Raw genomic sequence first — 12,832 nt, forward strand, 5'->3', positions numbered from 1 at the left:
CCCGATCGAGCTCGGCGCCAACAGGTGACATCGCCGGGCGACTGACGCCGTCCGCGGGCTCTCAGCCGGCGGCCTCACACGTGTGGAGGTGGCCGGTCTTGCTCTCTCCCCAACGTGGTTGAACGTGCAAGAGTTTGCCGCCGGACACGCTCAGGAGAGGGTGGATCACATGTTTTCCTCCAGGACAGGACTTCGCGCCGCGGCCGCCTCGGCGGCCTTTGCCACCGCGGCGATCTGCCTCGGCGCCCAAACGGCGCTCGCCGCCGACTGGCCCGCGCTGCGCGAAGGCGGGTATCTCTACTCGGGCGCCAGCGGGACGGGCACGACCACCGAGGTCGACCTCGGTGACCTGGGAACCTGCCGCACACTGCCGACGTCGGCCCTGTCGGTCCAGGTCGCCTCCGGCGCCGCGGCCCTGGAGCTGTACCCCGGTGCCGGCTGCACCGGCGCCGCCACGTGGCGCAGCGGCTCACTCGCCCAGACCGACCTTCCCTGGGCAGCGTGGAGCTACCGGGTGGTCAGGGCCTGAGGGTGCCCTGGTCCTGACGGTGGTCGGGGCCCTGCCGCCGCAGGGCCCCCAGGCAAGACGGTTCGTCAGAACTTCGGGCCGGTGCCCTTCGCCAGCGGGGTGATGTCGATGCGGCCCTTCTGGAGGACCTCACCCAGCTTCCAGGCCGTGTTGAGGTGGTGGCGGGAGTCGGGCGGGGTGACCTCCAGGCGGGTGGGGTTCTTCTCCGCCTTGGTCGGTTCGCCCGCGGCCGGGACGTCTCCCCAGTGCAGCCGGGTGTAGGCGCTCTGACCCGGCTTCAGGGTGAGCAGGACGACCCGCCCACGGTCGCGGACCACGTGCGTGGGCACGTCCTTGTTGCGGGAGTTGAGGAGCTGGAGCCCCACATATCCCTCGGTCCGGACGGTCTTGTGGGTCTTGTTGGTGAGAATCACCGTCGCGTAGCGCTGCCCCGCGCCCGAGTCCAGCGCGTGAACCCGTACGGACAGCGAGGAGGTGTCGGCCCAGACCGGCTGGGTCGCGGCCTGTGACGGACCCGCGGTGATACCGATCAGCGCCGCTGCGGCGACCGCCGAGAGAGCGGCAGGGGTGACGATGCGGTGGGTGCGCCCGCTGAAGAACATGATGTGTTCCCTTCCGAATGACCATTTTGAGGCCTTCGGTATGTATGAGGCTTTCCCGGAGGAACCGGTTCGACGCATTCCGTTTCTTTGCGTCAACGTGTGCGCTGTTGAACCATCTTTGGCTGTCCCGTGACCGACCAACGTGCCGCGGTGCTGTGCGACCATCACACCTCACACGTGTGAGGCGATGCCGAGGAGGCGCTGAGTGATTTCCGAGCCGGAGATGAAAGACGGGTCCGGGTTCGGTCCCCGGGACTCCGCCGAGGTCGTGAGCGACCTCGTGGAGCGCTCTCCCTGCCGCCCGCTGCGCCGGAGGCCATGGCTGTGGGCTCTGGGCGGCGCGGCGGCGGCGTCCGCGCTCTGGGCCGCGACGCTCCTGCTGCTCCCTCCGGCGAACCACAGCCCTGATCCGCACGGGTACCGGCTCGACCAGGAATCCTGCAAGTCGGCACGCCTGGCGTCACTTCAAGAGGCGCTCGCGCCGAACAGCGTGCCGGGCACCATCGGCGACGAACTGTTGCGGCACCCCGCTCTCGACCAGGTGCACTGCTCCCTGGCCTTCCAGAAGAGGGTCGCGGACAAGGCGACCGGGCAGGGCGGGCACTGGTCGGTGACCGCCACCGTCGACATCTCCGTGGCGCTGCACAAGAGGACCGACCCGCGCGACGAGTTCGACGCCGACCGGCGGGTGACGGGCTCGGGTGTCGTCACGGCGGACCAGGTCAGGCCGGTGCCCGGTCTCGGCGACGAGGCGTTCCTGATCGCCGAGGACATGGGGCACACCGAACTCAGGGTGCTGGACGGAGCGGCGGTCGTGACACTGAGCCTGTCCACCACCAGCTACTACGAGAGCGATGCCGATAACGACTCCGCCGACTCCGTCGGTGAGGGGCCCGACCTCCCCGGCGTCTCCACCTACTGGCCCGCGATGATCAGCGACATGCGTGAGCTGATGAGCGACCTCACGAAGCGTGCCTAGACGCGGCGGGGCCCTCTGCAGGCCGGGGGACTCAGCGCAAGAAGCCCTCGTAATGCCGCTGCTGGAGCTGGCTCTCGATCTGGCGGACGGTTTCCAGGCCGACGCCGACGATGATCAGGATGCTGGTGCCGCCGAAGGGGAAGTTGTTCGTCGCCCCGAACCCGATCAGGGCGATGGTGGGCACGAGGGCGATCAGTCCGAGGTACAGGGAGCCCGGCCAGGTGATCCGGGTGAGGACGTACGACAGGTACTGCGCGGTCGGCCGGCCCGCCCGGATGCCGGGGACGAAGCCGCCGTACTGCTTCATGTTGTCCGCGACCTCGTCCGGGTTGAAGGAGATGGAGACGTAGAAGAACGCGAAGAACACGATCAGCAGGAAGTACGCCGTGATGTAGATCGGGTGGTCGCCCTTGGTCAGGTTCTGTTCGATCCAGGTCTTCCAGCCGGGGCTGCCGCCGGCGAACTGCGCGACGAGGGCCGGGATGTAGAGCAGCGACGACGCGAAGATGACGGGAATCACGCCCGCCTGGTTCACCTTCAGGGGGATGTACGTGGAGCTGCCGCCGTAGGCGCGGCGGCCGATCATGCGCTTCGCGTACTGCACGGGGATGCGGCGCTGGGCCTGCTCGACGAAGACCACCAGGCCGACCATGACCAGGCCGACGAGGATGACCGTTCCGAACTCGATCCAGCCGCCGCCGAGCGTGCCCTGCTTCTTGATGGCCCACAGGGCGGACGGGAAGGTCGCGGCGATCGAGATGAACATCAGGATCGACATGCCGTTGCCGATGCCCCGGTCGGTGATCAGCTCACCGAGCCACATCACGAGGGCGGTGCCAGCGGTCATCGTCATCACCATGACGACCGTGGTGAAGACCGAGCGGTCCGGGACGATGGACGACGCGGCGGTGCACCCGGAGAAGAGGGCGCCGCTGCGGGCGGTGGCGACGAGGCCGGTGCCCTGGAGGATGGCGAGGGCGACGGTCAGGTAGCGGGTGTACTGCGTGATCTTCGCCGTGCCCGCCTGGCCTTCCTTCTTGAGGGCTTCCAGACGCGGGATCACGACGGTCAGCAGCTGGAGGATGATGCTCGCCGTGATGTACGGCAGGATGCCCAGCGCGAAGATCGTGATCTGGAGAAGCGCGCCGCCGCTGAAGAGGTTGACCAGACCGAACAGCCCCTGGTTGCCGTCCGCCTGCGAGATGCATTCTTGGACGGCCTTGTAGTCCACGCCCGGGATCGGCACATGCGTGCCGATCCGGTACAGCACGATGATGCCCAGCGTGAACAGCAGCTTCTTGCGCAGGTCAGGCGTCCGGAACGCCTGGATGAACGCGGTGAGCACGGAGCCTCCTGCAATACAGCGGTATGACAGCAGTGCGCTACCGCTCTTCCGATCGGTGACGGGCACACCCACAGGTCTCCATGAGATCACACGTGTCTGCGGCGCGCTCTTTCAGTAGAAACTACCTCAAACGAATGCGGAGGTATGGGCTGTCGGAACACCCAGGGCGGCGACAAGGAGCGCGTGGTGTTAACGAGAGAAGAGTTGACCTGGCGGCAGGGGCTGGACGGGCCGCGGTTCGTTCGGCCGGTTGAACACGTGTGCATCCCGTCGGCGAGGGCCGGGTGAGATCACGTTCTGTGCGTCTAGGAGTGCCTGTTCACCATGGAGTTGGCGTAGGCGGCGAGATCGTCGGACAGAATCTGCAGGTGCCGCTTCCTGAACGGGCCGAGGAGCGGCACCGTGTGCCGGTACCGTGCCGACCAGGTGATCTCGGTGCCGCCATCAGGCGCTCTGGTGAGGATCACAGCCCCGTGGTGGGACCAGAGCGGCCCTGAGGCCTGTTCGTAGCCGAACCGCTGACCGGGGACCAAGTCCACAAGCTGCTCACGGCAGATGACCCCGCCACGGCGATTGCGGACAGTGCGGCGATCCCCTGCGCGGACCGGCCGCTCGACTCCCGCGGGCGGCTCCATGTCGACCTCGTGGTAGGAGGTCCACGACGGCCAGGACTGCGCGTCGAGAAGCGCTGCGTAGACAACGCCGGCGGACGCGGATGAGCGCGAAGTGGCAGTGACGGTGAGCGGGGGCACAGGGCAAGGTTAAGGCGCGTCGCTCGCGTCACGAGTTTCGAGCCCTGCCGGCCGTTGCGCGGGGCGGCGAGGCTCGAACCGTGGGTGCAGGCGCCCGTATTGCGGGGGTCAGTAGTAGATCGCGCCCTTGTAGCCGCCGCTCGGGATGATCGTGTCCCCGTTGAGGGCCACGCTCAGGGGGCTGGCCAGGAAGGCGACGACCGACGCCACCTCGTGTGGTTCCACGAACCTTCCGATCGCGACGGACTCGGCCCACTGCCGTTCCAGTTCGGCTCGGCTGCATCCCCTGGCCTCGGCCTGCCGGTCGAGGGTGGCCAGGAAGGTCTCGGTCCGGGTGCCGCCGGGCTGGACCGAGACGACGTTGACGCCGCTGGGGCCGAGTTCGTCCGCCAGGTTCTTGGACATGGCGACCACGGCGGCGTTGCGGACGGAGCCGGTCACCGACCCCGTCATGCGGGCCGCCAGTCCGCTGATGTTGATGATGCGGCCCCAGCCCCGCTCCGTCATGCCCGGAGCGAAGGCGCGGGCGCACCTCAGGTAGCCGCGGACCTTGACGTTGATCTCGGCTTCCAGATCGTCGTCGGAGATGTAGCCGGGGTTGGTCATGGCGGCGTTGTTCACCAGGATGTCGGCGCCGCCGAACCGCTCCTGCACCGTCCTGGCCATCGCCGTCACCGCGGCGTCGTCCCCGGTGTCCGCCGCCACGCCGATCACCTCGGCTCCGGTCTCCTCGCGCAGCACCGCCGCCTGTGCTTCGGCGTGCGAGGCGGACCTGGAGACCAGGGCGACGGACGCGCCCTCTGTGGCCAGAGCTCGGGCCACGGCGAAGCCGATGCCCCGGGTCCCGCCGGTGACCACGGCTCGCCGATCCTTGAGTTGAAGATCCATGTCCTGTTCATCTCCGCTGGGAGTTGCTGGGCGTTGGCGTGCTCAGACCGATAGTCCACGGCAGCTGCCCGACATAAGGCTCGGCCTTGCGCGTAGGTGATACGTGTGAGTGTATGCACGCTGTTTCGAGGCCGAACACCGCACACTTACTGAGCGGTCAGCGTGTCGGCTCCACCGGGCGGGCGAGCCGGTGAAGTCGGCGGCGTTCCGCCTCGGTGGTCGCGCCCCATATGCCATGCGCCTCTCGCGACTCCAGGGCCCACTCGAGGCAGGGTTCGATGACGACGCAGTACCGGCACACAGCCTTGGCCTCCTCGATCTGCGCCAGCGACGGACCGGTGTCACCGATGGGGAAGAACAGCTCGGGGTCCTCGCGTCTGCACGCGCTCCGGGCCTGCCAGTTGGCACCTGTCCGCGACTCTCGGTACATGAAGGTCTCCCCTCGGGTCTGCTGAGACGTGGTTCGCAAAGACGTGTCGCATCCGCACGCGTGACACTCACATGTCTTCAATCGGCGGCTATAGCACGCTATTCCGTCTATGCGGATCCTCATCCGAGGGGAGAACGTCAGCCTGCGGGCCGGCGGTAGGCGCCGTGCCACCAGATCAGGGCGAGTTCGCGGGCGAGGGCGGCGTCGCCGCTGCCGTCGTCGACCGCGAGGTGGTGGGCGATCGCCTGGGCGCCTCCCCAGACGATGACCCGGCTCGCGGCGCCCACGTCGACGTCGGCCGGGGTCGCCCCGGCGGCCTGCTCCGCACGCAGCGTGCGTCTCACGGTCTCGTCGAAACCGTCCAGTTCGGCGGTGTAGAAGTCGCTCACCGCCGGGTCGTAGGCCGCCGCCTCACGGACCGCGCCCAGCACGCCCTGGTGGGCGCGGTGGATCGTGATCACCTCCTCGAAGAACCGGACGAACCGCACGGGCCCGCCCTCCTCCGCGCCCGGGTCCCACCGCCGGGCCAAGGTCAGCAGGGATTCCCGCAGTTCGTCGGTGAGGCGCGCCAGGACGTCCGCCTTGCTGTCGAAGTGTGCGTAGAAGGTGGCGCGGGAGACGCCCGCCTCCTCCAGGATCCGCTGGACGCTGATCTCGGAGAAGGCCTCACCGGAGTCGAGCAGCCGCTCCAGGGTGTGCATCACATGTGCCCGGGTCGCGGCCGAGCGTGCGGCGTGGTGGCCCGCCTGGCGTCGGGTGACGGGTCTCATGAGCTGCGGCGGGCGATCTGTTCGAGGAGGTCGGCGAGTCTCTCCGGCATCGAGAGCAGCGGGGTGTGGCCGCTGGGCAGTCGGTACGTGGCACCGGTGCGCTGGGCGAACGGCTCCTGGTAGGCCGGGGGCAGGCTCTGGTCGTCGTCGCAGATGACGTAGCTGGAGGGGAGCGTCTGCCACGCTGCCCGGCTCACCGGTTCGGCGAAGGACAGGGCGCTCTGGGGCAGCAGTCGGGCCAGGGCGGCGTTCCTCGCGTCGGGGGCTACGTCGTGGTAGAGCGTCGTCTCCGGGTTCTCCCGGACGGGGACGACGCCCTCCACCGTGGCGAGGTCCGGCTGTTCGCCGCCGAAGCACGTCATCAGGCTCTCCCCGACGTCGAGGGCGAAGGCGGACACGTACACGAGGTGGGACACGTTGGCCGCGCCGGCGGCCGCCTGGGTGACCGGGGCGCCGCCGTAGGAGTGTCCGACGACGACGAGGGGTGCCGCTACGGCGTCGATCGCCCCGCGCACCACTCGGGCGTCGTCCATCAGCCCGGGAAGCCTGCCGTGCGCTCCCTCGGGGACGGCGCTGGGCAGGTCGACGGTGTGGCTGGTCCAGCCGCGCTCCGTGAGGAGGTCCTGAAGTCCCTGCCAGCACCACGATTGGTGCCATGCCCCGTGCACGAGGAGGAAGTGCGGGGCACGTGTGCCGTCGTTCATGTCGGTCTTTCGTAGGTGGGGCGCGGGCTCGCCACGATGGGCGAAGGTCAGCTGACCACGGGCATCGCGAGGTCCCACAGCCGGTCGGCTGCGGCCGGGTCGATCGACCACTTGGCGACACCGGCCTGGACGTCGGGGCCTCCGTCGACGACCTCGGACTCCTGGTTGTCCTCGAAGTAGCGCCCGCTCACGCCGTCGACGAGGGGGGACGCGGCCAACAGCACCGTGGTGGCGGCGCCCTGGGCCGGAGTCTTGTAGTGGGCGGGGGTGAGCAGGTTGCCGTCGGCGTCCATGGCGCCGAAGGCCTGCATGGTCGCCGGGTCGAGGTGGCGTGTGAGGTTGGTGTGGATCCAGCCGGGCGCACAGGCGTTGGCTGCGATGCCCTGGTCGGCCCACCGTTGGCTGATGCCGACGGCGAGCAGCACGTCGGCGGTCTTGGACTGGGCGTAGGCGAGGAACGGGTCGTAGGAGCGCTGCTCGAACTGCGGGTCGTCGAAGTCGAAGCCGGCCCGCAGCTGGGCACCGGAGCTCACCACGGTGACGCGGGGGGCGTCAGCCGCCTGAAGGGCGGGGCGCAGGCCGACGGCGAGGGCGAAGTGGCCGAGGTAGTTGGTGGCCAGCTGCATCTCCCAGCCCTGCGCGTTGACCTGCCGGGTCGGGAGCATCATCACGCCGGCGTTGGCGACGAGGGCGTCGAGCGGCCCGCTCCAGTCGGCGCAGAAGGCGCGGACGGAGTTCAGGTCGGCGAGGTCGAGCGCGGCGGACCGTACGCCCGGCAGGTCCTCGAGCAGCGGGGCGGCGGTGGCGGGGGTGCGGGTGGCGACCGTGACCTGGGCGCCCGCGCCGGCGAGGGCGCGTACGGTCTCGACTCCGAGGCCGGAGGCCCCGCCGGTGACGATCACGCGTCGGCCGCTCAGATCGACTCCGTCGAGCACTTCCGCAGCCGTGGCGCGCGGTCCGAACGGAGTGGTGGTCAGCGTCATACCTGTGCCGCCTTCGATGAGTGGGTTTCTCGATGCTGCAACCATACAACGTGTTCATACATATCGGTCGGCTCCATCGCACTGCGAGGCGAGACATGTATGACACGATGTTTCTGAGCCGGCGGCGGACGCGGTGATCAGTGGTCAGACGGTGATCGTCTTGTACTCGGTGTACGTGCCGAGCCCGACCGCCCCGTACTCGCGGCCGATACCGCTGGCCTTGAAGCCGCCGAACGGTCCGTCGAAGGCGACGGAGGCGCCGTTGACGGTGACGGTGCCGGTGCGGACGCGGCGGGCCACGGCCAGCGCGTGCCCCTCGTCGGCGGACCAGACGCCGCCGGACAGGCCGTACTCGGAGTCGTTGGCGATGCGGACGGCGTCGTCCTCGTCGTCGTAGGCGATGACCACCAGGACCGGGCCGAAGATCTCCTCCTGGGCGATGCGCATGGAGTTGTCGACGTCGGCGAAGACGGTGGGCGTGACGTAGTTGCCCTTCTCCAGGCCCTCGGGGATCTGCGGGCCGCCGGTGACCAGGCGGGCGCCTTCCTCGATGCCGAGCCGGATGTAGTTACGCACCCGCTCCTGCTGGTCGGGGCGGATCATCGGGCCGATGAAGGTGTCGGGGTCGTTGGGGTCGCCGACCTTCAGCGACTCCACCAGCGTCTTGAGACCGCTCACGACCTCCTCGTAGCGGCTGCGCGGGGCGAGGATGCGGGTCTGGGCGATGCAGGACTCGCCGTTGTTGAGCAAGGAGCCGAACTTCAGGCCCGCGATCGCCTTGTCGAGGTCGGCGTCGGGCAGGATGATCGCGGCGGACTTGCCGCCCAGCTCCAGGCTGACCCGCTTGAGCTGCTCGCCGGCGATGGAGGCGATGCGGCGGCCGGCCCGCGTCGAGCCGGTGAAGGCGATCTTGTCGACGTCCTTGTGCGAGACCAGGTACTCACTGGTCTCACGGTCCGCGGGCAGGATGCTGATGACGCCCTCGGGCAGGCCCACCTGTACGAGGAGTTCGGCCAGGAAGCCCATGCTCAGCGAGTTCTCCGGGGAGACCTTGAGAACCACCGAGTTGCCCGCGAGGAGTGAAGGGATGATCTTCGAAGTGGCCGAGGAGAAGGGCGAGTTCCACGGGATCACGGCGGCGACGACGCCGATCGCCTCGCGGCGCACCACGCTGCGCACCGGGGACGCCGGGTCGGAGGGGACGAGGGTCTCCTCCCAGGCGAACTCCTCGGCCGCCTTGAGGTAGGCGTTCGCCTGCCGGGTCAGACCGGGCTGTCCGGCACGGGTGAACCAGCCCGCCGAGCCGTTCTCCAGTGAGATCAGGTGCGCGATCTTCTCGGCGTTCTCCTCGCGCAGCGCGTTGAAGCGGCGCAGGACCGCGATCCGCTCCGCCGGCGGGGTCAGCCGCCACTCGCCCGCCTCGAAGGAGGCGCGGGCCGCGGCGACCGCGCGGTCGATGTCCGCCGGCTGCGCCTGCGCGGCGCGGCCGACCACGGACCGGTCGTGCGGCGAGGCGATGTCCAGCAACTCCGGGTTGCTCGGCTCGACCCAGGAGCCGCCGATGAAGAGTCGGTCGTAGGTGATCATGTGCTTTCTCTCTTCCAGTGCGCCGTCTTCTCTAACTGCCTCTTCAATGTAGCACTTCTCATCGCTTTGAGCGCGTCTTCGTGGCGATACCGTTCGTCATTCACCACATGGGCGATACTCTTGAAGGATGAGAGCCGACGCCGCACGCAATCTGGCAGCCGTCCTGACCACCGGCGCACGCATGCTCGCCGCCGATCCAGGTGTGAGCGTCGCGGGCATCGCCGCCGAGGCAGGTGTCGACCGGCGTACCGTCTACCGGCGCTTCGCCAACCGTGAGGAACTGCTCTCGGCCATCTACGAAGCCCGCCTCACGGCCATCGAGCAGGCCCTCGTGGACGCGCGGCTGCGTGAGGCGCCCGTCGCCGTCGCCCTGCACCGCTACGTCGAGAACATCATCGTCATCAACCGGACCTGGCCGGTGGATCTCGCCCGCATGCTCGCCGACGGCGACGCCCGCCGACGCCGGGACGCCTGCCTCACCGAGGTCGACACCTTCCTCCAGCGCGCCGCCGAAGAGGGCCTGTTGCGCCAGGACCAGCCTCCAGGGTGGGTCGGGTCCCTGCTGTTCGAACTGGTACACCTGGCCGCCGAACAGCTGACACACCTGAGCGCCGGACCGGCCGCGGACGTGGTGGTCGACGCGTATTTGCGTGGCGTGGGCGCTTCAGTCGCCTGAAAAACACCGGGCCGAGCGGGAGTATGTCCCACTCGGCCCGGCGCCGATCGAACCCGCCGGTCAGGCAGGGAGTTTCCAGAGCTGGTTGGCGCTGGCGGCACAGGTCCAGATCCGGAGCTTGGTGCCGTTGGCGGAACTCGGGCCGGTGGCATCCAGGCACTTGCCCGACTGGCTGCCGACCAGCTGGCCCTTGGCATCCGACGTCCACTTCTGCGACGTCGCACCCGTGCACATCGACAACTGCACCGCCGTACCATCCGCGGCGTCTTCATCTTCTTCTTCCTGGCCGTCACGGTCATGGGCTTCCTGGCCGCGCGCTGGCGCAAGGCCGAGAACGAGCACAGCCTCGACGAATGGGGCCTGGGCGGGCGGTCGTTCGGCACCTGGGTCACCTGGTTCCTGCTCGGCGGCGACCTCTACACCGCGTACACCTTCGTCGCGGTTCCCGCGGCGATCTACGCGGCGGGCGCGGCCGCTTCGGCTCCAAGGGCCTGTCCCTCGCGGTCGCCGTCACCGGCATCCTCGCGACCATGCCCTACATCGCCCTCCAACTCGTGGGCATCCAGGCCGTTCTCGATGTCCTCGGCGTCGGCGGCGGCGCGCACACCAACTGGTTCGTCAAGGACGCCCTGATCTACATCGTCGTCTCGGTGGCGATCATCTACATCCCCATCAAGCTGGGCGGCTTCGACGACGTCTTCGCCAAGGCCGGCAAGGCGTTCGCACAGACCCACCCGGCGATGGGCAAGCCGCGCGGTGCCCTGGTCCCCGGGGAGCCCGGTCTGTGGACGTACGCCACACTCGGACTGGGCTCCGCGCTGGCGCTGTTCATGTACCCGCACTCGATCACCGCGACGCTCTCCTCCAGGAGCCGTGACGTGATCCGCCGCAACACCGCGATCCTGCCGCTGTACTCCCTGCTGCTGGGCCTGTTGGCGCTGCTGGGGTTCGTGGCGATCGCGGCGGGTGTGAAGGTGACCAACGGCCAGTTGGCGATCCCGCCGCCATCATGTCCATCGCGGCGGCCAATCTCTTCACCCGCAACATCTACAAGGACTTCATCAAGCCGGACGCCACGCCCGAGCAGGAGACCAAGGTCTCCAAGCTGGTGTCCCTGCTGGTGAAAGTCGGCGCGCTGGTCTTCGTCCTCACCATGGACAAGACGGTCGCCATCAACTTCCAGCTCCTGGGCGGCATCTGGATCCTCCAGACCTTCGCCTCCCCGACGCAGAAGCACTTCGGCGGCTCCTCGAAGGAGATCCCCGGCATCGGCGAGATCGGCTGCATCGGCCTGACGGCGTTCGTCCTGAACGTCGTGGTCACGGTGGTCCTGACCTTCGTCCTGGAGGCCTTCAAGGCCCCCGAGGGCGTCGACGAGACCAAGCCGGAGGACTACACGGCGGACGCGGGCGGCCCCGGCGTCCAGGTAGAACTTCCGCCGGCTACGGCGGGCACTTCCCACTGAGGGCGAGCGACCCTGTATGGAATACCTGACCTGACTCACACATACGCACACTCCCCCTCGGCGCGAAAGAATGCCCGCGCACACCTACCCTCAGAGATGCCCACACGTGGCTGGTCCTGTAGGGAAAGGGAGTGGGGCACCGTGAAGTCGCTCATGTCGATGATCGGCCGGGAGGGCGAGCGAGGACGGCTGTCTGCGTTCGTGACGGCCACCGAGGATCAGGCCCTGGTCCTCAAGGGGGAGACCGGGGTGGGCAAGAGCGCGCTCCTCGATCATGTCGCCGAGGCGGCGACACAGTCCGGCCACGAGGTGATCAGGGCAGCCGGGGTAGAGGCGGAGTCGGGTCTGCCGTTCGCCGGTCTGCACCAGGTGCTGCACACCCTGCTGCCCGCCGTGGAACGGCTGGACGAGGTGCACCGGGTCGTGTTCGGTACCGCGTTCGGGCAGAGCGGCGGGCGGCCCCCGTCGGTGATGGCGCTCGGCATCGCCGTCCTGGACCTGCTCGGGCGGGCGTCGGCGGCACGGCCGCTGCTGCTGGTCGTGGACGACGGGCAGTGGCTGGACGCCGCCAGCACGGAGGTGGTCGGCTTCGTGGGGCGCCGGCTCGCCGGCGGTGCGGTGCGGCTGGTGGTGGGACTGCGCTCCGAGGTCGCGTCCGGCTGGGACACGGCCGGGCTTCCGGAGTTGTCGGTCCCGGCCCTGTCGGACACCGCCGCTCAGGAGCTGCTGGATCTGCGGCACCCTGATCTGGACGCGTCGCTACGGCGGCTGGTGCTGGACCATGCGCGGGGCAATCCGCTGGCCCTGCTCGAGCTACCGGCCCATCTGCACCGCGTCGGCCATCAGGGCACCGGTGAGCGCGCGGGCGCCGGAGTCCAGGTGCACGGCCTGTCGGTGACGGTGCCGCGGCGGCTGCAACATGTCTATGGCACACGTATCGCGGCGCTCAGTGACCGGGTCCGCGGGGAGTTGTTGCGGGGTGCCCTTGATGGTGCGGCGGCGACCTCGGCGCCCGGGTCCGCGCCCGGGGCGGGGCGTTTGCCCGGGGCGGTTCGCTATCGCATGCGGGACGCCGAGGAGGCGGTGGCGGTCGGGTTGCTGGAGGTCGATCCGCTCAGCGGT

At 69.0% G+C, this 12,832-nt stretch carries 14 protein-coding genes and 1 pseudogene; 5 read left to right on the forward strand and 10 right to left on the reverse strand.

The window, feature by feature from the left end:
- The first annotated feature begins 169 nt into the window (after nucleotides 1-169).
- On the forward strand, nucleotides 170-529 hold the full coding sequence (locus IQ210_RS46805; protein ID WP_194085376.1) for a hypothetical protein: 360 nt from the start codon (nucleotides 170-172) through the stop codon (nucleotides 527-529).
- Between the two features lie 65 nt (nucleotides 530-594).
- Here IQ210_RS46805 and IQ210_RS46810 read toward each other — a convergent pair whose 3' ends face one another.
- Nucleotides 595-1,131, reverse strand: coding sequence for a DUF4232 domain-containing protein (locus tag IQ210_RS46810; RefSeq protein WP_194085377.1), 537 nt, complete (start codon nucleotides 1,129-1,131; stop codon nucleotides 595-597).
- Between the two features lie 205 nt (nucleotides 1,132-1,336).
- Here IQ210_RS46810 and IQ210_RS46815 point away from each other — a divergent pair, with 205 nt between their 5' ends.
- Entirely contained in the window at nucleotides 1,337-2,110 is a 774-nt protein-coding gene (locus IQ210_RS46815) for a hypothetical protein (protein WP_194085378.1), read from the forward strand.
- A gap of 31 nt (nucleotides 2,111-2,141) precedes the next feature.
- Here the strand turns inward: IQ210_RS46815 and secY are convergent, their stop codons facing one another.
- The 8 genes from secY to IQ210_RS46855 all read right to left on the reverse strand — a co-directional run bounded on the left by secY (nucleotide 2,142) and on the right by IQ210_RS46855 (nucleotide 9,569).
- Nucleotides 2,142-3,455, reverse strand: a complete 1,314-nt coding sequence (secY, locus tag IQ210_RS46820; protein ID WP_194085379.1) for a preprotein translocase subunit SecY — start codon at nucleotides 3,453-3,455, stop codon at nucleotides 2,142-2,144.
- A 305-nt stretch (nucleotides 3,456-3,760) separates the two neighbouring features.
- On the reverse strand, nucleotides 3,761-4,207 hold the full coding sequence (locus IQ210_RS46825; RefSeq protein ID WP_194085380.1) for an SRPBCC family protein: 447 nt from the start codon (nucleotides 4,205-4,207) through the stop codon (nucleotides 3,761-3,763).
- A 108-nt stretch (nucleotides 4,208-4,315) separates the two neighbouring features.
- A complete protein-coding gene (locus tag IQ210_RS46830) occupies nucleotides 4,316-5,095 on the reverse strand; it encodes an SDR family NAD(P)-dependent oxidoreductase (protein WP_194085381.1) in 780 nt (259 codons plus the stop codon).
- 157 nt (nucleotides 5,096-5,252) lie between these two features.
- Nucleotides 5,253-5,525 (reverse strand): WhiB family transcriptional regulator, encoded by a 273-nt coding sequence (locus IQ210_RS46835; RefSeq protein ID WP_194085382.1) that lies wholly within the window; start codon nucleotides 5,523-5,525, stop codon nucleotides 5,253-5,255.
- Nucleotides 5,526-5,662: 137 nt separating this feature from the next.
- Complete coding sequence (locus IQ210_RS46840) at nucleotides 5,663-6,295, reverse strand: TetR/AcrR family transcriptional regulator (protein ID WP_194085383.1); 633 nt, start codon at nucleotides 6,293-6,295, stop codon at nucleotides 5,663-5,665.
- On the reverse strand, nucleotides 6,292-6,999 hold the full coding sequence (locus tag IQ210_RS46845; RefSeq protein ID WP_194085384.1) for an alpha/beta hydrolase: 708 nt from the start codon (nucleotides 6,997-6,999) through the stop codon (nucleotides 6,292-6,294). Before IQ210_RS46845 ends, IQ210_RS46840 begins: the two co-directional genes overlap by 4 nt.
- Nucleotides 7,000-7,046: 47 nt before the next feature.
- Nucleotides 7,047-7,982 carry an SDR family NAD(P)-dependent oxidoreductase gene (locus IQ210_RS46850; RefSeq protein WP_194085385.1) on the reverse strand — a complete coding sequence of 312 codons (936 nt, stop codon included), beginning with the start codon at nucleotides 7,980-7,982 and terminating at the stop codon, nucleotides 7,047-7,049.
- A 144-nt stretch (nucleotides 7,983-8,126) separates the two neighbouring features.
- Nucleotides 8,127-9,569, reverse strand: a complete 1,443-nt coding sequence (locus IQ210_RS46855) for an aldehyde dehydrogenase (protein ID WP_194085386.1) — start codon at nucleotides 9,567-9,569, stop codon at nucleotides 8,127-8,129.
- Nucleotides 9,570-9,750: 181 nt separating this feature from the next.
- Here IQ210_RS46855 and IQ210_RS46860 point away from each other — a divergent pair, with 181 nt between their 5' ends.
- A complete protein-coding gene (locus tag IQ210_RS46860; RefSeq protein ID WP_194085387.1) occupies nucleotides 9,751-10,245 on the forward strand; it encodes a TetR/AcrR family transcriptional regulator in 495 nt (164 codons plus the stop codon).
- Between the two features lie 60 nt (nucleotides 10,246-10,305).
- On the opposite strand, the gene IQ210_RS48410 is transcribed toward IQ210_RS46860, so the two are convergent.
- Nucleotides 10,306-10,587 (reverse strand): RICIN domain-containing protein, encoded by a 282-nt coding sequence (locus tag IQ210_RS48410; RefSeq protein WP_322658650.1) that lies wholly within the window; start codon nucleotides 10,585-10,587, stop codon nucleotides 10,306-10,308.
- Here IQ210_RS48410 and IQ210_RS46870 point away from each other — a divergent pair.
- Nucleotides 10,543-11,710 (forward strand): annotated as a pseudogene (locus IQ210_RS46870) (sodium:solute symporter family protein). The gene IQ210_RS48410 and the pseudogene IQ210_RS46870 overlap by 45 nt on opposite strands.
- A gap of 159 nt (nucleotides 11,711-11,869) precedes the next feature.
- Nucleotides 11,870-12,832 (forward strand): AAA family ATPase (locus IQ210_RS46875; protein WP_194085389.1); only part of this gene is annotated, 963 nt, incomplete at its 3' end.

The sequence above is a fragment of the Streptomyces justiciae genome (assembly GCF_015163075.1).
GTDB classification, from domain to species: Bacteria; Actinomycetota; Actinomycetes; order Streptomycetales; family Streptomycetaceae; genus Streptomyces; species Streptomyces justiciae.

Bases quoted from the DNA above. Each gene is read 5' to 3' on its own strand.
- IQ210_RS46805 (WP_194085376.1), top strand. From the start codon at position 170: ATGTTTTCCTCCAGGACAGGACTTCGCGCCGCGGCCGCCTCGGCGGCC.
- IQ210_RS46810 (WP_194085377.1), bottom strand. From the start codon at position 1,131: ATGTTCTTCAGCGGGCGCACCCACCGCATCGTCACCCCTGCCGCTCTC.
- IQ210_RS46830 (WP_194085381.1), bottom strand. From the start codon at position 5,095: ATGGATCTTCAACTCAAGGATCGGCGAGCCGTGGTCACCGGCGGGACC.
- IQ210_RS46835 (WP_194085382.1), bottom strand. From the start codon at position 5,525: ATGTACCGAGAGTCGCGGACAGGTGCCAACTGGCAGGCCCGGAGCGCG.
- IQ210_RS46840 (WP_194085383.1), bottom strand. From the start codon at position 6,295: ATGAGACCCGTCACCCGACGCCAGGCGGGCCACCACGCCGCACGCTCG.
- IQ210_RS46845 (WP_194085384.1), bottom strand. From the start codon at position 6,999: ATGAACGACGGCACACGTGCCCCGCACTTCCTCCTCGTGCACGGGGCA.
- IQ210_RS46850 (WP_194085385.1), bottom strand. From the start codon at position 7,982: ATGACGCTGACCACCACTCCGTTCGGACCGCGCGCCACGGCTGCGGAA.
- IQ210_RS46855 (WP_194085386.1), bottom strand. From the start codon at position 9,569: ATGATCACCTACGACCGACTCTTCATCGGCGGCTCCTGGGTCGAGCCG.
- IQ210_RS46860 (WP_194085387.1), top strand. From the start codon at position 9,751: ATGCTCGCCGCCGATCCAGGTGTGAGCGTCGCGGGCATCGCCGCCGAG.